A 26,773-nucleotide genomic window follows, 5' to 3' on the forward strand; every position below is an offset into this window, starting at 1 on the left:
GCGCGGACCGCCACCCCGGTCGGGGCGGCGCGGGACGGATGGGGGAAAATCGGCGGCGACGGCCGGGTGCGGCCGCCGAGGCAAGCGGGACGGCGCGCGAGCGCGGTCCGACGCTCGGACGTTCGGAAGTGAGGCGCAGGTGGCCGCAGCGGGAGCCGGGGCGGGAGGCCGGGCCGGCCAGCTGAAGAGCAGCGGTCTGCGCCACGGCTGGACGACGGGCGCCTGCGCCACCGCCGCCGCCAAGGCCGCCTACACCGCGCTGCTCACCGGCGAGTTCCCGGACCCGGTGACCATCACCCTCCCCAAGGGCCACCGACCCGCCTTCGCCCTCGCTGCCGAGGAGCTGACCGGGTCGGGGTCCGGGGACCTGACCGGGTCGGGAGTCGACGCGCTGGCCGGGTCGGGAGCCGGGCCGGTCAGCGCCATGGCCGGGGTGGTCAAGGACGCCGGCGACGACCCCGACGTCACCCACGGCGCGCTGATCCGCGCGACCGTACGGGCCGGTGAACCCGGCGCCGGAGTGGTGTTCCGGGCCGGTCCCGGGGTCGGGACGGTCACCAAGGCGGGCCTGCCGCTGCCGGTCGGCGAGCCCGCGATCAACCCGGTGCCCCGGCAGATGATCCGGGACGCCGTGGCCGAGGTGGCGGCGGCGCACGGCGGTAGCGGGGACGTGGTGGTCGAGGTCTCCGTCGACCACGGTGAGGAGATCGCCCGCTCGACCTGGAACCCGCGCCTGGGCATCCTCGGCGGCCTGTCCATCCTCGGCACCACCGGGATCGTCGTCCCCTACTCCTGCTCGGCCTGGATCGACTCGATCCGGCGCGGCGTGGATGTGGCCCGGGCGGCCGGGCGCACCCACGTGGCGGGCTGCACCGGTTCGACTTCGGAGAAGGTCGCCGTCGCGGTGCACGGACTGCCCGAGGACGCGCTGCTCGACATGGGCGACTTCGCCGGGGCCGTCCTCAAGTACCTCAAGCGCCACCCGGTGCCCCGGCTGACCATCGCTGGCGGCTTCGCCAAGCTGTCCAAGCTCGCCTACGGCCACCTGGACCTGCACTCGGCGCGCTCCCAGGTGGACAAGGGCTACCTGGCCGAACTGGCCCGGCGTGGTGGGGCGGACGAGGCGCTGGCCGAGGCGGTGGCGGCGGCCAACACCGGACTGGAGGCGGTGCAACTGTGCCGGGCGGCGGGGGTGCCGCTCGGGGACCTGGTCGCCGAGGCGGCCCGGGCGACGGCTCTGGACGTGCTGCGGGGCTCATCGGTCGCTGTGGACGTCATCTGCATCGACCGCGCGGGCACCATCGTCGGCCGGGCGGAACCGTTCGGGCCCTGAACGGTGTCGAGTTGAGCGCAGCGCCGGCGCAGCAGAAGCTCAGCAATTTCGCGCGGTGATGTGAAGATCTGACACTCATACGGGGGGAGAAGCGGACAAAAGTAGCGTCACGCCCGGCCTTGATTCTGTCGCGATCTCAACCATGAGATATGGTCTGCCGAATGACAGGCGACTACCTCACCCGTATCGGCACCCTCATCCGTACCGCGCGCCAGCATCGCGGCTGGTCCCAGGCGCAGCTCGGAGAGGCGCTCGGCACCAGCCAGAGCGCGGTCAACCGCATCGAACAGGGCAAGCAGAACGTCAGCCTTGAGATGATCGCGCGCATCGGCGATGCCCTCAACAGTGAGATCGTCTCCCTCGGCTACTCCGGCCCGATGCACCTGCGGGTCACCGGCGGCACCCAGCTCTCCGGCGCGATCGACGTCCGCAGCAGCAAGAACGCCTGCGTGGCGATCCTCTGCGCCTCGCTGCTGACCACCGGCCGCACCACGATCCGCAGCGTCGCCCGGATCGAAGAGGTCTACCGCATCCTTGAGGTGCTCACCAGCATCGGCGTCAAGAGCCGCTGGATCAACGAGGGCCGCGACCTCGAACTCACCCCGCCGGCCGAGCTCGACCTCGCCGCGATGGACGTCGAGGCCGCCCGTCGCACCCGCAGTGTGCTGATGTTCCTCGGCCCGCTGATGCACCGCGCCGAGCGCTTCGCCATCCCGTACGCGGGCGGCTGCGACCTCGGCACCCGCACCGTCCAGCCGCACCTGACCGCGCTGCGCCGCTTCGGCCTGGAGGTCGCCACCACCGGCGGCGCCTACCACGCCTCGGTCGAGCCCGGCGTCCCGCTGGACCGCCCGATCGTGCTGACCGAGCGCGGTGACACCGTTACCGAGAATGCCCTGCTGGCCGCCGCGCGGCACGACGGCGTGAGCGTCATCCGCAACGCCTCGCCCAACTACATGGTCCAGGACCTCTGCTTCTTCCTGGAGAAGCTGGGCGTCAGGATCGAGGGCATCGGCACCACCACCCTCACCGTCCACGGCGTCCCGCAGATCACCTGCGACGTCGACTACACCCCGGCCGAGGACCCGGTGGAGGCGATGAGCCTGCTCGCCGCCGCCGTGGTCACCTCCTCCGAGCTGACGATCCGCCGGGTGCCGATCGAGTTCCTGGAGATCGAGCTCGCGGTGCTGGAGGGCATGGGCCTCGACTACGACCGGACCCCCGAGTACCCGGCCCACAACGGCCACACCCGCCTGGTCGACCTCACCGTGCGCCCGTCCAAGCTGACCGCGCCGATCGACACCATCCACCCGATGCCGTTCCCCGGCATCAACATCGACAACGTGCCGTTCTTCGCCGCCATCGCCGCGGCCGCGCACGGCACCACGATGATCCACGACTGGGTCTACGACAACCGCGCGATCTACCTCACCGAGCTGACCCGGCTCGGCGCGGACGTCAAGCTCCTCGACCCGCACCGCGTGCTGGTCCAGGGCCCCACCCGCTGGCGCGCCGCCGAGATGATGTGCCCGCCCGCGCTGCGCCCGGCCGTGGTCATCCTGCTGGCGATGCTCGCCGCCCAGGGCACCTCCGTCCTGCGCAACGTCTACGTCATCAACCGCGGTTACGAGGACCTCGCCGAGCGCCTCAACTCGATCGGCGCCCAGATCGAGACCTTCCGCGACATCTGACAGATCGCCATCGCACGGGCCGGCCTCACCCGTTGAGGCCGGCCAGCAGCGCGGCGACGTCCAACCCGGAGTTCAGGTAGTGGCCCACCCGCTCCCGCTCCGGCTTCGGTGCGTTACTCGCCGGTGGAGCCGTCGAGGTGCTCGCGCAGGAGGTCGGCGTGGCCGTTGTGGCGGGCGTACTCCTCGATCATGTGGGTGAGGATCCAGCGCAGCGAGAAGACCTCCTCGCCGTAGTGGCCCAGGACGTCCAACGACTCCGCGGCGGCGACGAGTTCCCGGGCGTGGTCGCACTCCCGGCGCCAGATCGCGAAGGCCTCCTCGGGGTCGGCGGTCTCGACGTCGAACTCGGCGAAGGTGCCGTCGGGGTGCTTCCAGAAACCGTGCCTGGCCTCGTTGTCGAGGACGTTGCGGAACCAGCTGCGCTCCACCTCGGCGAGGTGGCGGACGAGCCCGAGCAGCGAGAGCCCGGAGGGTTCCAGCACGCGGGTGCGCAGCTGTTCGGTGCTGAGGCCGGCGCACTTCATCGCGAGGGTGTCGCGCTGGTGGTCCAGGAAGCTGGTCAGGGTGGCCCGTTCGTCGGCGGTGCGCAGGGTGGTGGCGCGCTGGTCATCGCTCATCGGGCCATCGTGCCGGGTGGCCGGTCCGGCCACCCGGCAATTTCACTCGCTGGACACCGGCGTGGGCGCCGAGTCGGAGTCGAGCTGTTCCAGCCAGTTCAGCGCCCCCTCGACGTCCTCGGCGACCGGTACGCCCCCCGGCACCGGCGGGCGTTCCACCACGACCACGGGCAGGCCGAGTTCGCGTGCGGCGGTGAGTTTCGGCGCGGTCGCGGCGCCGCCGCTGTCCTTGGTGACCAGGACGTCGATGCGGTGCTGGCGCAGCAGAGCCCGCTCGCCGTCGAGGGTGAACGGGCCGCGGTCCAGCAGGACTTCGAGCGAGGGCGGCAGCGGTGGCTCGGGCGGGTCCACCGACCGGGCGAGGAAGTGGATCCCGTCGAGGTGGGCGAAGGCGCCGATGCCCTGGCGGCCGCTGGTGAGGAAGACGCGCTGCCCGAGGCCCGGCAGCAGTTCGGCGGCCGCCGCGAGTGAGTTGACGGGGTGCCAACGGTCGCCGTCGACGGGCGTGAAGCCGGGGCGGCGCAGCACCAGCAGCGGCACGCCGGTGGCCGCCGCCGCGAGGGCGGCATTGTCCGAGATCCCGGCGGCGAAGGGGTGGGTGGCGTCGACCGCGGCGTCCACCCCTTCGGCGCGCAGCCAGGCGGCCAGTCCGTCCGGGCCGCCGAAGCCGCCGATCCGTACCTCCCCGGCGGGCAGCCGGGGTTGGGCGACCCGGCCGGCCAATGAGCTGGTGACCCTGCGCGCGGACGGGACGAGGGCGGCGGCCAGCGCCCGGCCCTCGGTGGTCCCGCCGAGGATCAGGACGTGCCGGATCATGCGCCGCAGGGCTCGTGCGGGCGCTCGCGGTCCGCCGAGTAGAGGTGGCTGTCACGGAACTGCTCGGCGGCGAGCGTCCGGCCGACGATGATGACGGCGGTGCGGACCACGCCCGCCGCCTTGACCTGCTCGGCGATGTCGGCGAGCGTGCCGCGCAGCACCAGCTCGTCGGGGCGGCTGGCCATCGCGACCACCGCGGTCGGGCAGTCGGCGCCGTAGTGGGGGAGCAACTGCTCGACCACGTCGTCCACGTACCCGGCGGCCAGGTGCAGCACCAGCAGGGCGCCGCTGCGGCCCAGGGTGGCGAGGTCCTCGCCCTCGGGCATGGGGGTGGCGCGCTTGGCGATCCGGGTGAGGATCACGGTCTGGCCGACGGTCGGTACGGTCAACTCCCGCTTCAGCGCGGCCGCGGCGGCGGCGAAGGCGGGCACGCCGGGGACCACCTCGTACGGGACGCCGACCGCGTCCAGGCGGCGCATCTGCTCGGCGACGGCCGAGAAGACGGACGGGTCGCCGGAGTGCAGCCGGGCCACGTCCTGGCCGGCCCGGTGCGCGGCGACCAGCTCGGCGACGATCTGGTCCAGGTTGAGCTGTGCGGTGTCGATCAGCCGGGCACCGGGCGGGCACTCGTCCAGCAGCTCGCGCGGGACCAGGCTGCCGGCGTAGAGGCAGACCTCGGCGCGGGCCAGGATGCGCTGGCCGCGCAGGGTGATCAGGTCGGCGGCGCCCGGGCCGGCTCCGATGAAGTAGACGGTCACGAGGCGTCCTCCTGAGGGGGGTTGGGCTTGACGGCGGACCACTGGGTGACCGGCATGGCCTGCCGCCACCCGGTGAAGCCGCCCACCGGGACGGCGTGGGCGACGGCGAGTTTGACGAGCTCCCCGCCGTGACGCCGGTACCACTCGGTGAGCAGCGCCTCGGACTCCAGGGTCACGGTGTTGGCGACCAGCCGGCCGCCGGGGCGCAGCGCGGCCCAGCAACTGTCCAGCAGGCCGGGCGCGGTGAGGCCGCCGCCGATGAACACGGCGTCGGGGGCGGGGAGTTCGGCGAGCGCGGCCGGGGCGGGGCCGGTCACCACGCGCAGCCGGGGGACGCCCAGCGCGGCGGCGTTGCGGGCGATGCGCTCGGCCCGGACGGCGTCGCGTTCGATGCTGACGGCCTGGCAGTCGCGGTGGGCGCGCAGCCACTCCACGGCGATCGAGCCGGAGCCGCCGCCGACGTCCCAGAGCAGCTCGCCGGGCGACGGGGCGAGCGTGGCGAGGGTGGCGGCGCGCACGTGCCGCTTGGTGAGCTGGCCGTCGCTCTCGTACGCGGCGTCGGGCAGGCCGGGGACGAGGGAGCTGCGGGGGCCGTCGCCGAGTTCGACCGCGATGACGTTCAACGGGTCGCCGGCCGGGTGCGGCCAGCCGTCGGCGGGGCCGTCGAGCCGGCGCTCGGCGAGGGAGCCGAGCTGTTCGAGGACGCTCAGGCGGGCGGTGCCGTACCCGCGCTCGGTGAGCAGCGCGGCGACGGCGGCCGGGGTGGCGGCGTCTGCGCTGAGCACCAGCAGGCGGCGGCCCGGGTGGAGGGCGAGCGCGAGGGTGTCCAGAGGGCGGCCGACCAGGCTGATCACCTCGGTGGCCTCCAGTGGCCAGCCGAGCCGGGCGCAGGCGTAGGAGACGGAGGAGGGGTGCGGCAGCACGCGCAGCCGCTGGGCTCCGACGGTCTCGGCGAGGGTGCGGCCGATGCCGTAGAACATCGGGTCGCCGCTGGCCAGGACGGCGACGCGGCGGTCGGCGTGGGCGGCGAGCAGTCCGGGGACGGCCGGGCGCAGCGGGGACGGCCACGGGACGCGCTCGGCGGTGACCGCATCGAGGGGGAGCAGCTCCAGCTGCCGGGGGCCGCCGATGACCACCTCGGCGGACTGCAGTTCGGCGCGGGAGGTGGCGGCCAGACCGGGCCAGCCGTCGGCCCCGATCCCGACGACGGTGATCGGATGGGGCAGCTCGGGCACCGGGTGGCTCCTCGTCGTTCGGCGGGCCAGCGCGTAGTGGATCTCACCAGCCGGGGCAGCCTACCTGGCCGTTTGCGGCCGGTCTGCGGCGAGGTCACGGCCGGGGGTGACGGCTGGCGGCGAACAGCTTTCAGCTAACAGATTTCAGATTCTGAACGCTGAAATCTGTCCGCTGAAAGCTGTCAGTCGTCAGTCGTCAGCCGCAGACCATCCCGCCGCGAGTCGTCGCCCGCTCGCTTGCCGGCCCCCGCCCCCTCACCTGTCCGCCCAGTCCCCCGAACCGATCAGGGCCGGCCGCGCCCGCAGCCGCGCCTCGGCGGCCGGCCCGGCGAGGTACACCCAGGCCTTCCGCAGCTCGCCCGCCGCCGTCCGCACCGTCAGCCGCCGCCGTACGTACAACCCCGTCCCGTCCGTCCGGCACTCCTCCAACTCGTCGAGCGTCGCGAGCGCCCCGGCATACGCGCCGGGCCGCACGGTGATCAGCTCGCCCACGACCCGCCGCCCGGGCGTCGGGTCGGGCACCGCGTACGGGAACCCCGGGCCAGCGTGCAGCGCCGCGCCGTCCAGCACCGCCGGACGGATCTCGGCACAGCGCCCGGCCAGGTGGACGGCGTGGTTGCGGCCGTCGCTGCGCAGCGTGCCGTACACGAAGAACGGCAGGGCCTCCTCGACCGGCGGGGCCACCTCGGACGCGGACACGGGTTCGACCTCCTTGCTGGGGAGCGCCCACGGTACGTCCTGCTGACCGATCCGTGATACCCACTGGCGCAGCGAGCCCCTCATGCGCTGTCATGTCGGATGTTCGGCCAGCAGCGTCCAAGGGGGACACACATGACATCGCCCGCCTCCTCCCAGCCGGCAACCACCCCTGGCAGCACCCCCGACACCCCCGTAACCTCCGCCGCCCCCGACACCCCCGCCAAGCGGACCGCCCGCCTCGGCGGCGCCGTCTGGCTGGCTCTCGGAGTGGTCTACGTCGTCTGGGGCTCGACCTACCTGGCGATCCGGATCGCTGTGGAGACGATGCCCTCCTTCCTCTCCGCCGCCGCCCGCTTCCTCACCGCCGGCCTGCTGCTGGTTGGCTACCTGCTGGTCCGCCAGGGCCCGGCCGGTCTGCGGGTGAGCGGGCGCCAGCTGGCCTCCGCCGCCCTGGTCGGCGTGCTGCTGCTGACCGGGGGCAACGGCCTGGTGGTGCTGGGCGAGACCTCCGTCCCCTCCGGCCTGGCTGCCCTGCTGGTGGCCGCCGTCCCGCTGTGGATGGTGGTGCTGACGGCCTTCGGCGGTGGCGAGCGCCCGAAGCGGGCCGAGCTCGTCGGGGTGCTGCTCGGCCTGGTCGGCCTCGGCGTGCTGTCCGCCCCTGTGATCGGCGGGTCCGTCGAGCCGCTGGGCGTGATCCTGATCATCTGCGCCACGCTGACCTGGGCGACCGGCTCGTTCGCGAGCAAGAAGATCCCGATGCCGGGCAACGTGCTCGCGGCGAGCGCGTACCAGATGCTGGCCGGCGGCTTCTGCGATCTGCTGATCGGACTGGTCCGTGGTGAGCAGCGCGGGTTCGACCTCTCGGCGGTCTCCGGCCGGTCCTGGCTGGCCCTCGTCTACCTGGTGCTGTTCGGTTCGCTGCTCGCCTTCACCGCGTACGCCTGGCTGCTGCGCTCGGCCCCGCTGACCCTGGTCGCCACCTATGCGTACGTGAACCCGGTGGTCGCCGTACTGCTGGGCTGGCTGGTGCTGGCCGAGCCGCTGACCGGGCCGACCCTGGCGGGCGGGGCGATCGTGGTGGCCGGCGTCTGCCTGGTGGTGAGCGTCAGCCGGCGGCCGGGGCGTCCGTCGAAGGCGACGTCCGCGCGTAGGTGAGGACGACGTTCCCGCGGTGTTGGGCACTGGCGGTCTCCCCGCGCTGATCGACACCGTCGTCGAGCGGATCGTCCCGGCCGGCTGACCGGGACGACTCGCCCCGGACCGCGACCCGCCGTGGCGAGGAGAGCGCGAACGCCTCCGCCGCCGACCAGCCCCCGTGAAGTCAACGGCACGCGATCGTTGGGAAGTTACGATCACCCGGACCGTCGCGCACGAAGCACGAGCACCGAACTGGGGGAGAGGCACGCCGTGTTGGAGACCAGACAGGACGGAACCACCCGAACCGCCGAAGCGCCAAGGTCCCCGGTGTGGCGCCAACGCTCCTTCCTGGCTCTCTGGTCGGCTCATACCGTCAGCCAGTTCGGCACCCAGATCACCCTCTTCGTGATCCCCGTCCTCGCCCTCACCACCCTCTCCGCGACCCCCGGCCAACTCGGCCTGGTCTCCGCCGCCGAGACTGTCCCGTTCCTGCTGATCGGCCTGCCCGCCGGGGCCCTGCTCGACCGCTGGGACCGCCGCCGGGTGATGGTCGTCGCGGACCTCGGCCGCGCCGTGGCGATCTGTGTCCTCCCGCTCGGGTACGCCCTGGATACGCTGAGCGTGCCGCTCCTGTGCGCGGTGGCCTTCGTCACCGGCGTGTTCACCGTCTTCTTCGACATCGCCGACCAGGCCCTGCTACCGAGCGTGGTGTCCCGCGCGCAGACAGCGGACGGCAACAGCCGCCTGGAGTTCTCCCGCTCGACCGCGGAGCTCGCCGGCCCCAGCCTCGGTGGGCTACTGCTCCAACTGCTCGCCGCCCCACTGATCCTGCTCGCTGACGCGGTCAGCTACCTGCTCTCGGCGCTGCTGCTCCGCTCGGTCCGCACCCGCCACGACGACGACCAGGACCACGACCAGGACCACGACCAGGACCGCAAGCACGGCCGTGGCGACGACCACGGCCACGACCACACCGAACCCCGGGCGGCCCCCGAGTCCGAGTCCCGGATGCGCACCCGGATCGCCGAGGGCCTGCGGTTCGTCCTCACCCACCGCACCCTGCGCCCGCTCGCCCTCGCCACCGCGATCGGCAACCTGGCGAGCCTCGGAGGAGCGCTCAGTGCCCTGCTGACCGCGTACGCCGTCCACGACCTGCGGCTGTCACCCGGCGCGCTCGGCCTGGCGCTCTCCCTCGGCAATGCCGGGGCCCTGCTCGGAGCCGTGGCCACCGGTCGACTGATCCGCCGTTTCGGCCTCGGACCGGTCCTGATCGGCGCGAAGTCCCTCCCCGGCCTCGCCGTCCTGGTCCTCGCCACCGCCGCGCCCGGCCGCGCGTCGGCCACGGTGGTGTTCGCGACCGGGATCCTGGCCTGCGGCGTCACCGTCTACAACATCGGCCAGGTGAGCCTGCGGCAGGCTGTCACCCCGACCGCCCTGCAGGCCCGGATGAACGCCTCGGTCCGGTTCGTCATCTGGGGCACCCTGCCGCTCGGCGCGCTGGCGGGCGGTCTGCTCGGCTCGTGGCTCGGGCTGCGCCCGGCGCTCTGGCTGGTGGGCGCGACGGGTCTGCTCTCCTGCCTGCCGCTGCTGCTCGCGCGCGAGGTCCGGGCGCTGCGCGCGATGCCGACCGGGCCCGAGTCGGTCGACTGACAGTCGGGGCTCGGTCGGCATCCGTAGGTCAGTGCGGGTCAGTGCGGGTCGGGACGAGTCGGAGCGGGTCAGAACGCGTACGGCGGCTTCCCCGTCCACCAGTTCCCCGGCGCCTCCGGGTCGCGGCTGGTCCAGAACTCGAGGATCGCGCTGGTGAACTCGGCCGCCGACAGCGTTCCGTCCCCGTCGAGGTCGAGGTGGCGGAAGGCCTCGTCGGCGTCGTCCCGGCAGAGCCCGGCGAAGTGGCCGCGCTGGAAGACGAAGAACTCGCCGGCGTCCACTGTCCCGCTGCGGTCGGCGTCGGCCACGGCGAGGAAGGCCTCGGCGAGCGCGCCCAGGATCTCCCGGGCGGCCTCCGGGTCGTCGGCGAGCGCGCCGGTCGAGGCGATGAACTGCTCGCGCGTGATCGTCTCCGTCCCGGTGGGCTTTCCGGCGAGGTGCAGGTCGTGCCAGATCGTCAGGTAGGCGCGGACGATAACGGCCTCGGCCTCCGAGCCCTCCTGATGGCCGAGCGAGCGGGCCACCGAGTGGCCCATCAGCACGTGGTCCCGTTCGGTGAGCAGACCGTCCCCGTCGGCGTCGAGGTGATCGAAGCCGTGATTGATCTTCGCGATGAGCAGGTCGTCCGACAATGTGCCCCCTCCGGTGGTTTCCGCAGCTTCAGGGCCGCGTGCAGGCGATGTCACATCGCCAGCACGCTAACGCCTTGAGCCGCGCTCGCGCAGCCGAACCTCGCGCAGGAGAACCACGGGCGAAGGCGGCGCATCGCCATCCTGCCTGGTCACCCCGGCTCAGCCACCGGCCCAGCCACCCCGGCCCGGCCACCCGGCCCAGTCACTCCGGCTCAGTCGTCCTGGTGGTCGGCCCAGATGTACGCCTCCGGCAGCAGCTCCAGCACCGGCAGGGTGTGCAGTCGCCCGTCCCGTTCGACGATGACCCCAGCCTTGGGGAAGTAGTCCAGCAGCACCTGACGGCAGCGCCCGCACGGCGGCACGACCCCGCGCCCCTGGTCGCCGACCGCCACCACCGTGGTCAGGTCGTACGCCCCCTGCCCGGCCGCCGCCCCGATGAGCACCAGCTCCGCACACGGGCCGCCGGTGAAGTGGTAGACGTTCACGGCCGTGACGATCCGCCCGTCGGCATTGCGCCCGGCCGCCGCGACGCTGTGGTTGTCGCCCCGCGTGTACCGCTCGGCCACCGCCTGGGCCGCCGCGACGAGCTCCTCATCGACTGCCGCGTGATTGATGTCGGACATAGCGCTAGTCCTCTCTGGTCGAACCTGACACGTTTCGATCATGGCCGTCCCGCCCCTGATCGTGCCAACCCCTCGCGCAGGCCCGTTCCGGCTACGCCCCTGGCGCCGCACAGGAGGAATTCCTTCAAGACCGTTTCGGGAATTGCGGCGGCTTCATTTCGTCGCAGCACGGGCGTTGCAGAAGAACGAACAGAAGAACGAACGGAAGAGCGGACATGTGCGGCCCGAGGCGGACCGGCCGTACCGCATTCTGAGACCTCCGCCGCCGCCTCCGTGATGTTGATACGATCCCGCTGGACCGCGACTGGCGTGTAGGGATGGAATCGACCATCGGGAAGCGGTCCCGTGAATCCTCACGTCGACGTGGAGCCGCACGTCGAGTTGCCGAGCGCCTGGGCCGCCCGCATCCCCGCCAGGAGACCGCCATGGCCCAGCCCGAGCAGACGCCCCACACCGCCGCCGCCCCCGCGGCCGACACCGCCTTCCGCAGCGCCCTGGACGTCGTGGCCGGCGTCGAACCGCGGATCGCCGCCGCCATCGGCCAGGAGCTGGCGGACCAGCGCGCCTCGCTCAAGCTGATCGCCAGCGAGAACTACGCCTCCCCGGCCGTCCTGCTCGCCATGGGCAACTGGCTCAGCGACAAGTACGCCGAGGGCACCGTCGGCCGCCGCTTCTACGCCGGCTGCCGCAACGTCGACACCGTCGAGGCCATCGCCGCCGAGCACGCCCGCGAGCTGTTCGGCGCCGAACACGCCTACGTCCAGCCGCACTCCGGCATCGACGCCAACCTCACCGCCTTCTGGGCCGTCCTCTCCCAGCGGGTCGAGAGCCCGGCCCTGGAGCGGGCCAAGGTGCGCAACGTCAACGACCTCACCGAGCAGGACTGGGCCGAGCTGCGCCAGGAGCTCGGCAACCAGCGCATGCTCGGCATGTCCCTGGACACCGGCGGTCACCTCACCCACGGCTTCCGGCCCAACATCTCGGGCAAGATGTTCGAGCAGCGCAGCTACGGCACCGACCCGGCCACCGGCCTGATCGACTACGACGCGCTGCGCGAGACCGCCCGCGAGTTCCGCCCGCTGATCCTGGTGGCCGGCTACTCGGCCTACCCGCGGCTGGTGAACTTCCGCAAGATGCGCGAGATCGCGGACGAGGTCGGTGCGACCCTGATGGTCGACATGGCGCACTTCGCCGGCCTGGTCGCGGGCAAGGTGCTCACCGGCGACCACGACCCGGTGCCGCACGCCCACATCGTCACCACGACCACCCACAAGTCCCTGCGTGGCCCGCGCGGCGGCATGGTGCTCAGCACCGCCGAGCTGGCCGAACACGTCGACCGCGGCTGCCCGTTGGTGCTCGGCGGCCCGCTCTCGCACGTCATGGCCGCGAAGGCCGTCGCCCTCGCGGAGGCCCGCCGCCCCGAGTTCCGGGCCTACGCCCGCGCGGTGGTCGACAACGCCCAGGCACTCGCCGAGGGCCTGCTGCGCCGCGGCGGCAAGCTGGTCACCGGCGGCACCGACAACCACCTGGTGCTCGCCGACGTCTCCGGCTACGGACTGACGGGCCGTCAGGCCGAGGCGGCGCTGCTGGAGTCGGGAATTGTCACCAACCGCAACTCCGTGCCGCTGGACCCGAACGGCGCCTGGTACACCTCGGGCGTGCGCCTGGGCACCCCGGCCCTGACCACCCGCGGCCTGGGCGTCGACGAGATGGACGAGATCGCCGCCCTGATCGACACCGTGCTGCGCGCCACCGCCCCCGTCGCCGGGGCCAACGGCAGCCCGTCCAAGGCGAATTACGCCCTCGACGAGTCCCTTCGCGACGGCGTCGCCAAGCGCGCCGCCGACCTGCTCGCGCCGTTCCCGCTCTACCCGGGCGTCGACCTGGTCTGACCCGGTCCGGGGCTGCCGAATCCCGGTTCGGCAGGCCCGGCCCAGGCCGCTTGGTGCGGTCCCGAGCCCACCCGGTCGTTGTGGTTCCGGTCCAACCCGGTCAGTACTGCAGCGACTTGTACTGCAGGAACTCCTCCAGCCCGTGCCGGCCCAGTTCACGGCCGAGGCCGGAGCTCTTGTAACCGCCGAACGGCGCCATCGGGTTGAACCGGCCGCCGTTCAAGTCGACCTGGCCGGTGTCGAGTCGGCGGGCGAAGGCAGCGGCGGTGTCGGTGTCCGCGGCCCAGACGCCGCCCGCCAGGCCGTAGACCGTGCCGTTGGCGATCTCGGCGGCGTGCTCCTCGTCCCGGTAGGGGAGGATCGACAGCACCGGGCCGAAGATCTCCTCCTGGGCCACCGTCATCTCCGGGGTGACGTCGGCGAGCACGGTGGGACGGACGTAGAAGCCGGCCGGCAGCTCGGGCAGCGGCTCCGGGCCGCCGACCACCAGCCGGGCGCCCTCGGCCACCGCGTTGTCCAGGTATCCGCGCACCCGGTCCAGCTGCTTGGCGTTGACCAGCGGGCCGATCCGGGTCTGCGGGTCGGTCGGGTCGCCCGGGACGTACTTCTCGGCGGCCTTGGCCGCGATCGCGACCGCCTCCTCGTACTGGTCCTGGTGCACCAGCAGCCGGGTCCAGGCGCTGCAGGTCTGGCCCGAGTTGGCGAAGACGTTGGCGACGTTCACGTTGACCGCGCGGACCAGGTCGGCGCCCGGCAGGACCACGTTGGCGGACTTGCCGCCCAGCTCCAGGGCGACCCGCTTCAGCCCGCGCCCGGCGGTCTCGGCGACCTGTCGGCCGACCGCGGTGGACCCGGTGAACGACACCACGTCCACCTCCGGGTGCGCCGCGAGCGCCGCACCCGCCACCGCGCCGGTACCGGTCACCAGGTTGAACACCCCGGCCGGGAAGCCGGCTTCGTGCACCAGGCGGGCGAATAGCCGGGCCACCAGCGGGGTGTCCTCGGCCGGCTTGAGGACCACCGGGCAGCCGGCCGCCAGCGCCGGGACGACCTTGGCCACGATCTGGTGCAGCGGGTAGTTCCACGGCGTGATCGCCGCGACCACCCCGGCCGGCTCGGCGAGCACCACCGAGTTGCCGATCCGCTCCTCGAAGGAGTGCTCCGCGAGCAGGGTCAGATAGGAGGTGGCCACGGCCAGCGGCAGCCCGGCGTGCACGGCCCCGGCGAAGCCGACCGGTGCACCCAGCTCGGCGACCACGGTCGAGGTGATCTCCCCCTGGGCGGCGGCGATCCCGTCCCGCAGCCGGGTCAGCAGCGTCAGCCGCTCCTCGCGGGTGGTGACAGCCCACCCCCGGGCCGCCCGGCGGGCCGCCGCCACCGCGGCGTCGACGTCGGCCGCCCCGCCCGCCGGCACGGTGGCGAGCACCTGCTCGGTGGCCGGGTTCAGTACGGTGATCGACCCGGAGTCCCCGGAGGGCCGCCAGGCGCCGTCGATGTACTGGTCGCCGTACTCCGCGTACTCCTGCACAGATCGTCCTCTCAGCTGGTCAGCCACTTAACTGACAGCGCTGGTCAAAGGTCAGTCAAGGCGGCCGAGCCGCCGCGCGCAAGAGCCAATCCGGTCGGGTGGGCCGGACGGTTACCTCGGGGCGAACCGCGCGGTGTACTCGTCGAACGGTTCGATCCCGACCTCCGCGCGGCGCTCGTCCAGCCGCTCCGGGTCCTCGCACGGCCACGGCACCGGACGGCCGTCGGCCACCGCGCCGATCTGGGTGCCGTAACGCTGCTCGCGCCCCTCGTTGACGGCAAGCCGGTCCTGGAGGAATGCCAGATCCCGGGCGCTCGCCGCGCCGCTCGCCACGGCCTCCGTCATCAGTGCCACCGCACGGCGCTGGACGTCGAGTTGACGGTCCGCGTGCTGCGCCACCAGCCAGGCCGCCCGGGCCGCGTCGGCGCCGACGCGCTGCTCGGTCGGCCAGCCGTGCTCGGCCATCATCTCCGCGAGCCGGTCGCCGTGCCGGGCGGTGAGCCTTCGCCAGACGGCCTGTTCGGCCAGGTCCGGACTGTTCGCCAGTCGGGCGTGGGCGCCGTCCTCGGCCATCATCGCCACCAACTCCGCTGTCAGGACAGAGATCTGACAGTCCATCTGTTCCTGTCGTGCTGCCGCCATGTCGCTCCGCTCCCCACTTCCGGGCCCTCCGGTCGGGCCGCCTGTCGCCACCGTAGGTGCGGAAACCGCGACGAAGATCATTCCTCGGACTGGTGACACGGCACAGTCGGTGGCACAGAATAGATGTACGCCAGTCGCCCGGCCGTGATCATCTCCGGCCGCGAGGCGACAGGTTCGGCAATTGATCCGGTCAGGGTCTCCTCAGCGCCCGGAGAGCCGCTGTAGATTGCAGCGAACTCCGCGGTGGGGCCTACTGTCGGTGGAGGGTCGACTCGCGCACGGCCGGCGAGCCGGCGCGTCCCTGTGGCCGGAAGGGCCGCCACCGCGCCGAGGCGAGGCTCGGAATCCGCAGGTCATCCGTACCGGTAAGGAGCATCCCGTGACCGACACAGCATTGAAGGGCGGGTCGCAGCAGCCCGTCGAGCCGGCCGCGCTGGAAGACGTCCCGGGGTGGTTCTGGGACCACGACCGGCACTCCTTCGACTGGTTCCTGGGGCGGCAGGAGAAGAAGGGTGTCACCGGCGACCTGCTGGAGATGGGTGCCTACCTGGGTCGTAGCGCCATCGTGATCGGCGAGCACCTCCAGCCCGGCGAGACGTTCACCGTCTGTGACCTCTTCGACTCGGACGCGCCCGACAACGAGAACTCCGAGGAGATGGCCGTCTCCTACCGGAAGACCCTGACCCGTTCGGCCTTCGAGTCCAACTATCTGTCCTTCCACGACGAGCTGCCGGAGATCATCCAGGCCCCGACCTCCGTGCTCGCGGGCGGGCGGATCCCGGCCGGGGCGTTCCGGTTCATCCACATAGACGCCTCGCACCTCTACGAGCACGTGGTGGGCGACCTCCAGGTGGCCCGGATCGCGCTCCAGCCGCAGGGCGTCGTGGTGCTGGACGACTACCGCTCCCAGCACACCCCCGGCGTCGCCGCCGCGACCTGGGAGGCGGTGTTCAACCACGGCCTCAAGCCGATCCTGCTCACCGAGTGCAAGTTCTACGGCACCTGGGGCGACCCGGAGCCGTTCCAGCGCGAGCTGCTCGACCGGGTGGACCTCGCGGCGGGCTGTCACCTGAGCGTCGAGACCCTCAACGGGCAGCAGTTGCTGCGGATGACCGGCGGCTCCGAGGGGATCCGGCCGTTCCGCCCCTCGCGCCACCAGAAGCGACTGGCCTCCGCGGCCGCCACGCGTTCGGCGGAGGAGGGCCATCAGGCGATCCGGATCGCCCAGGACGAGGTCGCGCTCGACCTCGCCGCCCGCCGCGCCCGCGCCGCCGAGGCGCGTCGCCCGGCCAACGTTGCCAAGCGCGCCGCCCGGGACCTGCTGCCGCCGGTCGTCACCTCCGCCATCCGCCGCGCCCGCCGGGGTTGACCGCGAACGGCCGACAGCTGTCAGGCGGCAGCCGATGGGCAGCAGTCGACAGGTGGCAGCAGACAGCTGACGGATAACAGCAAGCAGAGTTCAGATGACAGAGTTCAGATAACAGATATCAAACTCTGTCATCTGAACCCTGCCGCCCCACCCCGCCCGGCGCCCCACCCAGCCCGGAGCACAAACCCCGAAGGGCCGGTCGGAACACCCGACCGGCCCTTCGATTTCAGTTGCGCACTCAGACCCGCGAAGGCTCCGCAGCCCCGGCAGCGTCGGCCGACGCCGCAGCCTCCTCGGCCGCCAGCTCCCGGCGCACCTCGTCCAGCGAGGGGTTGTTCCAGGCGCTGGCGACCCCCCAGTAGTAGAAGGCCAGACCGATCGCGGCCACGATCAGCAGGTCCCAGCCCTCGGGCAGGTGGCCGTTACCACCGAAGTCCTTGCTGCCGGCCCAGGAGATCCCGGCCATCACGAACAGGTAGGCGACCATCCAGGCGCCCGCCTTCAGGTGCGGCTTCAGCTCGACGAACGGCTTGCGCAGCTCGTACCAGGCCCAGATCGGCAGACCGGCGGCCATCAGCAGGATGACCTTGCCGGTGAGCGGCCACTTGGCCCAGTACAGGACCAGCGAGCCGAACACCATGGCGATCGGCGCGATCACCGGCATGGCCTTGAGCCGCACCGGCCGCTTCAGGTCCGGAGCGAGGCGGCGCAGCGACATCACGGCGACCGGGCCGGTGATGTACGAGATCACGGTGGCCACCGAGACGATCTCGGCGAGCGAGCCCCAGCCGCGGAAGACCGCGAGGAACAGGAAGGCGACCACCAGGTTGAGCAGCAGCGCCGGGCGCGGGATGCCGGTCTTGGCGTCGACCTTGCCGAAGATCTTCGGCAGGTGGCCGTTCTCCTGCACGCCGTGGATCATGCGCGAGGTGGTGGCGGCGTAGATCATGCCGGTGCCGGACGGCGAGACGAACGCGTCCGCGTACAGCAGCATGGCGAGCCAGTTGAGGCCCCAGGCCATCGCGAGGTCGGCCAGCGGCGAGGTGTAGCCGAGGCCGCCCCAGCCGTTGGCCAGGCCGTCGTCCGGCACGGCGCCCAGGAAGGCGACCTGGAGCGCGATGTAGATCACCAGGGCGATCAGGATCGAGCTGATCACGGCCTTCGGCAGCGACTTGCCGGGGTTGCGGGCCTCACCGGCCAGGTTGAGCGGCGACTGGAAGCCGTTGAAGGCCCAGACGATGCCGGAGGTCGCCACGGCGGTGAACACCGCGCTCCAGCCGTTCGGCGCGAAACCGCCGTGGTCGGTGAAGTGCGAGGTGTCGAAGTGCGCGAAGAGCAGTGCGCCAGCGGTCAGCGTCGGTACGACGACCTTGAAGACGGTGATCGCCGTGTTGGTCTTGGCGAACAGCGTGATGGCGAACCAGTTCAGCGCGAAGTACACGAGGAGCAGGACGCTCGCGAGTGCGACGCCGCTGGTGCTCAGCTCCTTGCCGTCGTACAGGGCCTTGGCCCAGCCGTAGTGCCAGGAGCTCATGTACTGCACGGAGGCGGTGGCCTCGCCCGGGATGACCGAGACGATGGCGATCCAGTTGGCCCAGGCCGCCAGGTAGCCGGCCAGCGAGCCGTGCGAGTACTGGCCGTACCGGACCATGCCGCCGGCCTTGGGGAACATTGAGCCCAGCTCGCTGTAGGTGAGGGCGATGGTCAGTGCCACGGCGGCGCCGATCACCCAGGCCAGGATCGAGGCGGGGCCGGCCAGCTTGGCCGCCCGCTCGGCACCGAACAACCAGCCGGATCCGATGATCGACCCCAGCCCGACGGCGGTCAGGCTGATCGTGCCGAGCGATCGACGGTAGTTCTGATGTGATGCCGTCGACGATTCAGGCTCACTCAACGTATCGGTCCTCTCGCTCGGGGTTCATCGGGTGGTGTCGGAGCTTTTACGGTTTTGGGTCGGTATTCCGGACAAACCCCAGAAGCCTATGGTTCGAAATGGGGCGAATACCTCAGAGGAAGCTCAAACCGCCCGATCGTTGCCATCTCGTGTCCGGTTTCCGGGCGGGGCGGTCCCCGTGAAGAGGCCGACGCCACACCGCCGACGCAGTGGATCGAGGGTCGGGCCGGGGAAATCGAACCGGGAAAAAGGAAATTCCCCGTGGGTTCCTTTCGGATCCCACGGGGAATTCGGCTGTGTCCGAGGGGGGACTTGAACCCCCACGCCCGATAAAGGGCACTAGCACCTCAAGCTAGCGCGTCTGCCATTCCGCCACCCGGACAAGGTGTGTGCTCCGGGGGTTTTTCTCTCGCCCCCTCGGCGACAGAGAGAACATTACCAGGGTTCTGGAGTGCTTCTCACCTGCGTTTCCTCGGCCCGGGGGCGGGAGTCCCGTCCGGCCGTGCGGCCCATGGGGACGCGAGGCCTGGCCGGACTGGCTGGGACGGCTCGCCAGGGCGCTCGAACCCCGGCCGAAGCGGTGGCGAGCGCGAAGCAAACGGTCGGTTTCGGCATAGCGAGCGATCGCCTCGGGCCGGAATCGATCCGACACGGGCAAGTTGTCGACGGTGCCACGGCCGCGACGACCGCTCTCCTAGCCTCTGTGGACCGAGGGCGCCATGAGCGGATCGCCTGATTCCCGGGTCGCGGACGAAGGGCGGCTGGACGTGGAGCAGATCAGCGGAACGGCGGAGGCCGAACCGAGACGCGGCGGCCAGGACGGCGCGCGCACCGACGTCGGCCGCGCGGTGAGCGGGCCCGACCGACCCGAGCAGCCGGACCGGCCCGAGAAACCCGGGCAGCCCTACCGACCCGAGCAGTCCGAGCAACCGGACCAACGGGGCCAGCCCGGCGGACCCGCGAGGCCCGAGCCGAAACTCCACCGGAAGTCCCGCCGGAAACCCCACGGGAACGCCGACCGGAAGGGCACCGGCGGCCCCGCCGAGGGCGTCTGGCACTTCCGGGTGCCCGCCGTCGAAGCCTCCGTGCCGCACACCCGGCACGCGGTACGGGACCGCCTGCTGGCCCAGGGCATGGCCGGGGTCCGCTACCAGGAGCTGGTGGACGACCTGCTGCTGATCGTCTCCGAGCTGGTCAGCAACGCGGTGACGCACGCGGCCGAGCTGTCACCCGAGGTGACGACCGAGCTGTCGGTGCGCCGGGGCTGGGTGCGGGTGTCCGTGGAGGACGGCGATCCGTACCGGCCGAAGGCCCTGGAGAGCGACACCGCCCGCACCGGCGGGCGCGGCCTGCTGCTGGTGAAGAGCGTGACCCTGCAGGCCGGCGGGGTGTGTGACGTCGAACGCACGGGGGAGGGCGGCAAGGTCATCTGGGCCTCGCTGCCCGTCCCCCCGGATCCCGAGCACTGACCGGCCCGCTCGGCCCGCTCGGCCCGCCCGGCCGGGCACGGCCGCCGACCCACCGTGAACGCGCCGGCCCGACGGTCCTACCAGTCCCGCCCGGCGATCTCCCGGATCCCCGGGAGTGCCGCCTCGAAGACCGTCTCGAACCACACCGAGAACGGCCGCTCGGCCCGCAGCTCCCGCAGCTCCTGCGCGGTGACGAAGGCGAAGTCGTCCACCTCGTCCGGGTTGGGTTCGACCGGAGCGGTGACCAGACCCACGAACAGGTGGTTCCACTCCCGCTCGATGAGCCCGGAGGCCTCGTCCGGCAGGTCGTAGCGGACCGTCCCCGCCTTGCAGAGCAGTGCCGGTGCGACGCCCAGCTCCTCGGCGGTGCGCCGGGCGGCGGCCACGAAGGGCGGCTCGTCCGGGTACGGGTGCCCGCAGCAGGTGTTCGACCAGACGCCGGGGGAGTGGTACTTGCCGAGGGCTCGGCGCTGCAGCAGCAGCCGGCCCTGGCGGTCGAAGAGGAACACCGAGAAGGCCCGGTGCAGCCGACCCGGCTGCTGGTGCGCCCAGAGCTTCTCGGCGGTGCCGATCGTGACGCCCGCGTCGTCGACCAGTTCCAGCAGGATCTCGGTACCCGCAGCGGCGGCGGACAGGCCCTGTGGGTCGACCGCCACGTCTGTCTCCACGTTGAGACCGGTGTCGATCTCGGCGTCGAAGTGCGTCGGTTCGGTCGGCAGACTCTGGGGCATGAGGCCTCTTTCGGGGGGCGGGAGCAACGGAAGCATCGGGTGCGTCGGGTGCACCGGGTGGAGTGCAGCGGACACAGCGGGGGCACCGGCGCCGGCATCGGGCTCCAGTCTGCCGTATGGGTGGCGGTCCGGACGGGTCCCACGCACAACCGGGCGGATCATGACCCACGGGCGTCCTGATCCGGGCGGAGAAGGGTCCAGGACGCCCCCGGAAGAGTCATTTCATTCGCAGGACCGTTCGGGAGGCGTTCGGAGGCCGTTCGATCACGGCTCGGTCACCCCACCGTCACCACACCGCCACCGGGCGCGTTCGGGTGGGTCGCCCCGGTCGCCTACCATCACATACGACACGCTGCCCGGATCTGTGCCGGTACCGGCGCGCCGCCGCCCGGCCGGGTCGAACACCGGTCCGGCGCACCCGAGCGCGGCCGACCCGTTGGCACATCCCGCGCGCGCAGCACGACGCACGACGGATCAGGAGACCCCGCATGATCGGCCTCGTTCTGGCAGCCGGCGCCGGCCGCCGGCTGCGCCCGTACACCGACACCCTGCCCAAGGCGCTGGTGCCGGTCGACGGGGAGCGGACCGTCCTGGACCTCACCCTGGGCAACTTCGCCGAGGTCGGACTGCGCGACGCGGCGATCGTCGTCGGCTACCGCAAGGAGGCGGTGTACGACCGCAAGGACGCCCTGGAGAGCAAGTACGGGGTCAAGCTCCACCTGGTCGAGAACGACAAGGCCGAGGAGTGGAACAACGCCTACTCGCTCTGGTGTGCCCGCGAGCTGTTCTCCGAGGGCCTGCTGCTGGCCAACGGCGACACCGTCCACCCGGCCTCCGTCCAGCGCACCATGCTGGAGGGCAACCGGCGCCTCGTCGAGGACGGCCGGGCCCCCGGCATCCTGCTCGCCCTCGACACGGTGAAGAAGCTCGCCGACGAGGAGATGAAGGTCGTCGTCGACCCGGCCGCGGGCATGCGCCGCATCACCAAGCTGATGGACCCGGCCGATGCGACCGGCGAGTACATCGGCGTCACCGTGATCAACCCCGCCGCGGCGGCCGACCTGACCGACGCGCTGCGCGCCACCTACGAGCGCGACCCGCAGCTGTACTACGAGGACGGCTACCAGGAGATGGTCAACCGGGGCCTGCGGATCGACGTGCAGCCGATCGGCGAGGTCTCCTGGGTCGAGGTCGACAACCACGACGACCTGGCGAAGGCCCGGGAGATCGCGTGCCAGTACTGACCCGATTGGTCCCGTCGCCGCTGTTCGCGGAGATCCGCCCGGGCGCGCTGGACGCGCTCGGCGGCATCCTCGCGGACCAGCGGCTGTCGGCCTCGGGCCGGATCGCGGTGGCGATCAGCAACGGCTCCGGCGCCGCGATGCGCGAGCGCCTGGAGCCCGTCCTGCCCGGCGCCGACTGGTACAACGTGGACGACGGCAGCCTCGACAGCGCGGTGCGCTTCGCCGAGGAGATGCACGGCAAGCACTACGACGCGGTCGTCGGCCTCGGTGGCGGCAAGATCATCGACGCCGCCAAGTACGCCGCCGCCCGGGTCGGCCTGCCGGTGGTCGCGGTGGCCACCAACCTCGCGCACGACGGCATCTGCTCGCCGGTCTCCACCCTCGACAACGACGCCGGCCGGGGCTCCTACGGAGTGCCCAGCCCGATCGGCATCATCGTCGACCTGGACGTGATCCGGCAGGCCCCGCCGCGCTTCGTGGCGGCCGGCATCGGGGACGTCGTCTCCAACATCTCGGCCTGTGCGGACTGGGAGTTGTCGCACGCCGTCACCGGTGAACCGGTGGACGGACTGGCCGTGGCGATGGCCCGCTCGGCGGGCGCGAACCTGCTGCGGCACCCCGGGAGCACTCAGGACCAGGACCTCCTGACGGCCCTCGCGGAAGCCCTGGTACTGTCCGGCATCGCGATGAACATCGCGGGCAGTTCCCGGCCCTCCTCGGGTGCCTGCCACGAGATCTGCCATGCCCTGGACGTGATGTACCCCAAGCGTTCCGCCCAGCACGGCGAACAGGTGGGCCTCGGCGCCGCGTTCGCCAGCTTCCTGCGGGGCGAGCGCGAGCTGACCGGTCTGATCGTGGAATGCCTGGCGCGCCACGGACTGCCGGTTACCGCCGCTCAAATGGGTTTCAGCGATGCGGAGTTCACCGAGGCGGTGCACTACGCTCCAAACACCCGCCCGGGCCGCTACACCATCCTGGAACACCTCGACCTCTCCCCTTCCGCAATCAGGGACGCGTACGCCGACTATGTCCAAGCCGTCAACAGCTGACCCCTCCACCGCGGGCGCGCGGCCCCCGGTGGACCTGACCCGCCGGCCCTCGATCGAGGAACTGCGCGCGGTGATCCACCCGGAGGGCATGCTCCAGCGCCGCAGCGCCGAGCACTGGGCCGGGCGTCTGTACATGCGGAAGATCTCGCTGCGGATCACCCGCGTGCTGTCCACCATGACGGCGATCACGCCCAACGGCCTGACGTACCTGATGATGTTCACCGGCATCCTGGCCGGTGCCGCGCTGGTCGTCCCGGGCATCGCCGGCGCGATCCTGGGCGCGCTGCTGATCCAGGTCTACCTGCTGCTGGACTGCGTGGACGGCGAGGTGGCCCGCTGGCGCCGGCAGACCTCGCTCACCGGTGTCTACCTGGACCGGGTCGGCCACTACATGTCCGAGGCGGCCCTGCTGACCGGCCTCGGCCTGCGCGCCACCGACCTGCTGCACCGCGAGGGCCACGGCTCCCACTGGGAGTGGGCGTTCCTCGGCACGCTGGCCGCGCTCGGCGCCATCCTGATCAAGTCCGAGACGGACCTGGTGGACGTGGCCCGGGCCCGCAGCGGCATGACGGCCGTCGAGGACAGCGCCTCGGTGCCGCGCTCCTCCTCGATGGCCAAGGCGCGCCGGGCGGCCTCCTTCCTGAAGTTCCACCGCCTGGTCGGCGCGGTCGAGGCCTCGCTGTTCATCCTGGCGGCCGGGGTCGCCGACGCCGTGCACGGCGGGCTGTTCTTCACCCGGCTCGCGGTCGTGGTGCTGGCGGCCATCGCCATGCTGCAGACCGTGCTGCACCTGCTGAGCATCGTCCTGTCGAGCAGGCTGCGATGACCGGACGGAGCGAGTTCATGATCGAAGGCCGCGCGTGGGCCGACGCCCTCGCCGAGCGGAGCGGGGCGGGCGCATGACCACTTCCATCACCGCGGAGAGCTTCCGCCTCGGTGTCGTCATCATCACCATGGGCAACCGGCCCGCCGAGCTCAACGCCCTGATCGAGTCCGTCCGCGCCCAGGAGGGCCCGGCCGTCGAGCTCGCCGTGGTCGGCCAGGGCGTCGAGCTGCCCCCGCTGCCGGAGGGCGTGCGCGCCGTCGGGCTGCCGGAGAACCTCGGCATCCCGGGCGGCCGCAACGTCGGAATCGAGCTGTTCGGGCCGGACGGCCGGGACGTGGACGCCGTCCTGTTCCTGGACGACGACGGGCTGCTGCCGCGCACCGACTCGGCCCGGCTGCTGCGCGAGGCGTTCACCGCCGACCCGGAGCTGGGCATCGTGTCCTTCCGGATCGAGGACCCCGACACCGGTGTCACCCAGCGTCGGCACGTCCCCCGGCTGCGCGCCAGCGACCCGATGCGCTCCTCCCGGGTGACCACCTTCCTGGGCGGTGCGAGCGCCGTGCGCTGCAAGGTGTTCGAGCAGGCCGGGCAGCTGCCCGCCGAGTTCTTCTACGCCCACGAGGAGACCGACCTCGCGTGGCGCGCGCTGGACGCCGGCTGGGCCATCGACTACCGGGCGGACGTGGTGCTGCACCACCCGGCGACCTCGCCGGCCCGGCACGCCGCCTACTTCCACAACGTGGCCCGTAACAGGGTCTGGCTCGCGAGGCGGAACCTTCCGGCCCCGTTGGTGCCTCTCTATCTGGGAACCTGGTTTCTGCTGACCCTGGCCCGACGCCCCTCCGCCGAGGGGTTGAAGGCCTGGCTGGGCGGATTCCGGGCGGGCTTGCGCGAACCCTGCGGTCCGCGCAAGCCCATGCGATGGCGTACCGTCTGGCGACTGACCAGGATGGGACGACCTCCGATCATCTGATTGGATCAGGTGATCGATCGCCACGGTCGGTGACCACACACCGGCCGGAATCCCCCGTGATCCCAGTGGATCCCCATCGGCGCAAGGCCGGCGGACCCCCGCCGACCGGCCGCCCCGACCGATCCCGCGTGAAGGACGAATGTGTCGACAGTGAGTGAACCCGTCAGCCTCTCGGCCCCGAGGGGGGCGGACGCGGGCCTGACCCCCAAGCAGCTTGCGGACAAGTACGGTCTGTCGGTGAGCGGTGCCCGGCCCGGGCTGTTCTCCTACACCAAGCAGCTCTGGACGCGGCGCCACTTCATCTGGGCCTTCGCCACCGCCCGTCTGGTGGCCCAGTACACCGACGCCAAGCTGGGCCAGCTCTGGCAGGTCGTGACCCCGCTGCTCAACTGCGGTGTGTTCTACCTGGTCTTCGGCGTCATCCTGAAGAGCAAGGACAACTTCCCGCCGAACACCTACATCGCCTGGCTCTGCATCGGCGTCTTCATCTTCCAGTTCACCCAGAACGCGGTGCAGTCCGGCACCCGGGCGATCTCGGACAACCTCGGCCTGATCCGCGCGCTGCACTTCCCGCGCGCCAGCCTGCCGATCGCCTTCACCGTGATCCAGCTCCAGCAGCTGCTGATCTCGATGATCGTGCTGGTCATCACCGTGCTGGCGGCCGGCATCACGCCGGGCAAGACCTGGCTGCTGATCATCCCGGCGCTGTTCCTGCAGACCCTGTTCAACACCGGCGTCTCGCTGATCTTCGCCCGGATCGGTTCGAAGACCAGCGACATCTCGCAGCTGATCCCGTTCGTGATGCGCGCCTGGATGTTCCTGTCCGGTGTGATGTTCAGCATCCAGGACAAGATCTCGACCTGGCCGCACTACATCCAGACGATCATGGCCCTCAACCCGGCCTCGGTCTACATGGACCTGCTCCGGCACGCCTTCGCGCCGATCATCTACAACAAGCACCAGTCCGCGCACCAGACCATCCCGCCGCACCAGTGGACGTATGGTCTGGCCTGGGGCGTCGGCATGTTCGTCATCGGATACGTCTTCTTCTGGAAGGCCGAGGAGGAGTACGGTCGTGGCTGACACCGACCTGAGCAAGCGCGACGCCGTCCCGGCCACCAGCGTGGCCCGCGAGCCCACCGTCGTCGTCGACGACGTGCACATCGTCTACCGGGTGCACGGCGCCGGTTCCGGCAAGGGCAGCGCCACCTCGGCGATGAGCCGCATCCTCAGCCGCAAGCGCGGCGCCGGCGTGCGCGAGGTGCACGCGGTGAAGGGCATCAGCTTCACCGCGTACAAGGGCGAGGCCGTCGGCCTGATCGGCTCCAACGGCTCCGGCAAGTCGACCATGCTGGCCGCCATCGCGGGCCTGCTGCCGACCGAGAAGGGCGGCATCTACACCAACGGCCAGCCCTCGCTGCTAGGCGTCAACGCGGCCCTGATGAACGAGCTCTCCGGTGAGCGCAACGTCATCCTGGGCTGCCTGGCGATGGGCATGACCCCGTCCCAGGTGAAGGCGCGCTACCAGGACATCGTCGACTTCTCCGGGATCAACGACAAGGGCGACTTCATCTCCCTGCCGATGCGCACCTACTCCTCCGGCATGGGCGCGCGCCTGCGCTTCTCGATCGCCGCCGCCAAGGCCCACGACGTGCTGCTGATCGACGAGGCGCTGGCCACCGGTGACCAGGCCTTCCAGCAGCGCAGCAAGAAGCGCATCGACGAGCTGCGCGGGTCCGCCGGTACGGTATTCCTGGTCAGCCACGACAACAACTCGATCCGCGAGGTGTGCGAGCGGACCATCTGGATCGAGGCCGGCGAGCTGGTCATGGACGGCCCGACCGACGAGGTCGTCGGCCGCTACGAGCGCGGCGAGCGCCCGTAACCAGCGGTAGGGCAGAACTCCCGGCTGTGCAGGGCCGGCTCCGGAATGCTCCGGGGCCGGCCCTTCGGCATGCGGCCACC

24 protein-coding genes, 1 tRNA gene and 1 riboswitch are annotated in these 26,773 nt (G+C 71.7%); of the genes, 13 read left to right on the forward strand and 12 right to left on the reverse strand.

Features of this window, described 5'->3' with window-relative positions; all coding sequences use genetic code 11:
- Nucleotides 1–139 precede the first annotated feature (139 nt).
- Together ACGF12_RS12610 and ACGF12_RS12615 are read left to right on the forward strand one after the other, a co-directional pair.
- Complete coding sequence (locus ACGF12_RS12610; protein ID WP_393028290.1) at nt 140–1,333, forward strand: cobalt-precorrin-5B (C(1))-methyltransferase; 1,194 nt, start codon at nt 140–142, stop codon at nt 1,331–1,333.
- Nucleotides 1,334–1,494: 161 nt separating this feature from the next.
- Nucleotides 1,495–3,024, forward strand: coding sequence for a UDP-N-acetylglucosamine 1-carboxyvinyltransferase (locus ACGF12_RS12615; RefSeq protein WP_393028291.1), 1,530 nt, complete (start codon nt 1,495–1,497; stop codon nt 3,022–3,024).
- A 113-nt stretch (nt 3,025–3,137) separates the two neighbouring features.
- Here the strand turns inward: ACGF12_RS12615 and ACGF12_RS12620 are convergent, their stop codons facing one another.
- The 5 genes from ACGF12_RS12620 to ACGF12_RS12640 all read right to left on the reverse strand — a co-directional run bounded on the left by ACGF12_RS12620 (nt 3,138) and on the right by ACGF12_RS12640 (nt 7,149).
- Complete coding sequence (locus tag ACGF12_RS12620; protein ID WP_393028292.1) at nt 3,138–3,641, reverse strand: DinB family protein; 504 nt, start codon at nt 3,639–3,641, stop codon at nt 3,138–3,140.
- Between the two features lie 42 nt (nt 3,642–3,683).
- Entirely contained in the window at nt 3,684–4,457 is a 774-nt protein-coding gene (locus ACGF12_RS12625) for a cobalt-precorrin-6A reductase (protein WP_393028293.1), read from the reverse strand.
- Nucleotides 4,454–5,215 carry a precorrin-4 C(11)-methyltransferase gene (gene cobM / locus ACGF12_RS12630; RefSeq protein WP_393028294.1) on the reverse strand — a complete coding sequence of 254 codons (762 nt, stop codon included), beginning with the start codon at nt 5,213–5,215 and terminating at the stop codon, nt 4,454–4,456. Before cobM ends, ACGF12_RS12625 begins: the two co-directional genes overlap by 4 nt.
- Nucleotides 5,212–6,450: a precorrin-6y C5,15-methyltransferase (decarboxylating) subunit CbiE gene (cbiE, locus tag ACGF12_RS12635; protein ID WP_393028295.1), complete on the reverse strand. Its 1,239-nt coding sequence runs from the start codon at nt 6,448–6,450 to the stop codon at nt 5,212–5,214. Before cbiE ends, cobM begins: the two co-directional genes overlap by 4 nt.
- Before the next feature lie 255 nt (nt 6,451–6,705).
- Nucleotides 6,706–7,149 carry a gamma-glutamylcyclotransferase family protein gene (locus ACGF12_RS12640; RefSeq protein WP_393028296.1) on the reverse strand — a complete coding sequence of 148 codons (444 nt, stop codon included), beginning with the start codon at nt 7,147–7,149 and terminating at the stop codon, nt 6,706–6,708.
- 132 nt (nt 7,150–7,281) lie between these two features.
- Between ACGF12_RS12640 and ACGF12_RS12645 the strand changes: the two genes are divergently transcribed.
- Together ACGF12_RS12645 and ACGF12_RS12650 are read left to right on the forward strand one after the other, a co-directional pair.
- Nucleotides 7,282–8,304 carry an EamA family transporter gene (locus ACGF12_RS12645; protein ID WP_393028297.1) on the forward strand — a complete coding sequence of 341 codons (1,023 nt, stop codon included), beginning with the start codon at nt 7,282–7,284 and terminating at the stop codon, nt 8,302–8,304.
- Between the two features lie 252 nt (nt 8,305–8,556).
- The gene (locus tag ACGF12_RS12650; protein WP_393028298.1) at nt 8,557–9,936 is read left to right on the forward strand and encodes an MFS transporter; all 1,380 of its coding nucleotides are present in this window, start codon (nt 8,557–8,559) and stop codon (nt 9,934–9,936) included.
- A 68-nt stretch (nt 9,937–10,004) separates the two neighbouring features.
- On the opposite strand, the gene ACGF12_RS12655 is transcribed toward ACGF12_RS12650, so the two are convergent.
- Together ACGF12_RS12655 and ACGF12_RS12660 are read right to left on the reverse strand one after the other, a co-directional pair.
- Complete coding sequence (locus ACGF12_RS12655) at nt 10,005–10,568, reverse strand: EF-hand domain-containing protein (RefSeq protein ID WP_393028299.1); 564 nt, start codon at nt 10,566–10,568, stop codon at nt 10,005–10,007.
- 212 nt (nt 10,569–10,780) lie between these two features.
- The gene (locus ACGF12_RS12660; RefSeq protein WP_393028300.1) at nt 10,781–11,191 is read right to left on the reverse strand and encodes a cytidine deaminase family protein; all 411 of its coding nucleotides are present in this window, start codon (nt 11,189–11,191) and stop codon (nt 10,781–10,783) included.
- A 290-nt stretch (nt 11,192–11,481) separates the two neighbouring features.
- Nucleotides 11,482–11,596: riboswitch (ZMP/ZTP riboswitch) on the forward strand.
- A 20-nt stretch (nt 11,597–11,616) separates the two neighbouring features.
- Between ACGF12_RS12660 and ACGF12_RS12665 the strand changes: the two genes are divergently transcribed.
- Entirely contained in the window at nt 11,617–13,083 is a 1,467-nt protein-coding gene (locus ACGF12_RS12665) for a glycine hydroxymethyltransferase (RefSeq protein ID WP_393028301.1), read from the forward strand.
- A gap of 100 nt (nt 13,084–13,183) precedes the next feature.
- Here ACGF12_RS12665 and ACGF12_RS12670 read toward each other — a convergent pair whose 3' ends face one another.
- Nucleotides 13,184–14,611 carry an aldehyde dehydrogenase family protein gene (locus ACGF12_RS12670; RefSeq protein ID WP_393028302.1) on the reverse strand — a complete coding sequence of 476 codons (1,428 nt, stop codon included), beginning with the start codon at nt 14,609–14,611 and terminating at the stop codon, nt 13,184–13,186.
- 111 nt (nt 14,612–14,722) lie between these two features.
- Entirely contained in the window at nt 14,723–15,253 is a 531-nt protein-coding gene (locus ACGF12_RS12675) for a DUF6624 domain-containing protein (protein WP_393028303.1), read from the reverse strand.
- A 379-nt stretch (nt 15,254–15,632) separates the two neighbouring features.
- On the opposite strand from ACGF12_RS12675, the gene ACGF12_RS12680 reads away from it, so the two are divergent.
- Nucleotides 15,633–16,622 carry a class I SAM-dependent methyltransferase gene (locus tag ACGF12_RS12680; RefSeq protein ID WP_393028304.1) on the forward strand — a complete coding sequence of 330 codons (990 nt, stop codon included), beginning with the start codon at nt 15,633–15,635 and terminating at the stop codon, nt 16,620–16,622.
- Nucleotides 16,623–16,860: 238 nt separating this feature from the next.
- Here ACGF12_RS12680 and ACGF12_RS12685 read toward each other — a convergent pair whose 3' ends face one another.
- Together ACGF12_RS12685 and ACGF12_RS12690 are read right to left on the reverse strand one after the other, a co-directional pair.
- The gene (locus ACGF12_RS12685; protein WP_393028305.1) at nt 16,861–18,516 is read right to left on the reverse strand and encodes an APC family permease; all 1,656 of its coding nucleotides are present in this window, start codon (nt 18,514–18,516) and stop codon (nt 16,861–16,863) included.
- Nucleotides 18,517–18,813: 297 nt separating this feature from the next.
- Nucleotides 18,814–18,898: transfer RNA gene (locus ACGF12_RS12690), tRNA-Leu, on the reverse strand.
- A 682-nt stretch (nt 18,899–19,580) separates the two neighbouring features.
- Here ACGF12_RS12690 and ACGF12_RS12695 point away from each other — a divergent pair.
- On the forward strand, nt 19,581–19,985 hold the full coding sequence (locus ACGF12_RS12695) for an ATP-binding protein (RefSeq protein WP_393028357.1): 405 nt from the start codon (nt 19,581–19,583) through the stop codon (nt 19,983–19,985).
- 77 nt (nt 19,986–20,062) lie between these two features.
- Here ACGF12_RS12695 and idi read toward each other — a convergent pair whose 3' ends face one another.
- Nucleotides 20,063–20,716 carry an isopentenyl-diphosphate Delta-isomerase gene (idi, locus tag ACGF12_RS12700; RefSeq protein WP_393028306.1) on the reverse strand — a complete coding sequence of 218 codons (654 nt, stop codon included), beginning with the start codon at nt 20,714–20,716 and terminating at the stop codon, nt 20,063–20,065.
- A gap of 488 nt (nt 20,717–21,204) precedes the next feature.
- Between idi and ACGF12_RS12705 the strand changes: the two genes are divergently transcribed.
- The 6 genes from ACGF12_RS12705 (at nt 21,205) to ACGF12_RS12730 (ending at nt 26,693) form a co-directional block, all read left to right on the forward strand.
- Nucleotides 21,205–21,960, forward strand: coding sequence for a sugar phosphate nucleotidyltransferase (locus ACGF12_RS12705; RefSeq protein WP_387615363.1), 756 nt, complete (start codon nt 21,205–21,207; stop codon nt 21,958–21,960).
- A complete protein-coding gene (locus ACGF12_RS12710; protein ID WP_393028307.1) occupies nt 21,948–23,009 on the forward strand; it encodes an iron-containing alcohol dehydrogenase family protein in 1,062 nt (353 codons plus the stop codon). Before ACGF12_RS12705 ends, ACGF12_RS12710 begins: the two co-directional genes overlap by 13 nt.
- Nucleotides 23,010–23,097: 88 nt before the next feature.
- Nucleotides 23,098–23,835 carry a CDP-alcohol phosphatidyltransferase family protein gene (locus tag ACGF12_RS12715; RefSeq protein ID WP_393028358.1) on the forward strand — a complete coding sequence of 246 codons (738 nt, stop codon included), beginning with the start codon at nt 23,098–23,100 and terminating at the stop codon, nt 23,833–23,835.
- Nucleotides 23,836–23,908: 73 nt separating this feature from the next.
- A complete protein-coding gene (locus ACGF12_RS12720; RefSeq protein ID WP_393028308.1) occupies nt 23,909–24,808 on the forward strand; it encodes a glycosyltransferase family 2 protein in 900 nt (299 codons plus the stop codon).
- Nucleotides 24,809–24,949: 141 nt separating this feature from the next.
- Entirely contained in the window at nt 24,950–25,891 is a 942-nt protein-coding gene (locus tag ACGF12_RS12725) for an ABC transporter permease (RefSeq protein WP_393028309.1), read from the forward strand.
- Entirely contained in the window at nt 25,884–26,693 is an 810-nt protein-coding gene (locus ACGF12_RS12730; RefSeq protein ID WP_393028310.1) for an ABC transporter ATP-binding protein, read from the forward strand. Before ACGF12_RS12725 ends, ACGF12_RS12730 begins: the two co-directional genes overlap by 8 nt.
- Nucleotides 26,694–26,773 lie beyond the last annotated feature (80 nt).

The organism is Kitasatospora sp. NPDC048296 (genome assembly GCF_043201815.1).
Taxonomy (GTDB): domain Bacteria; phylum Actinomycetota; class Actinomycetes; order Streptomycetales; family Streptomycetaceae; genus Kitasatospora.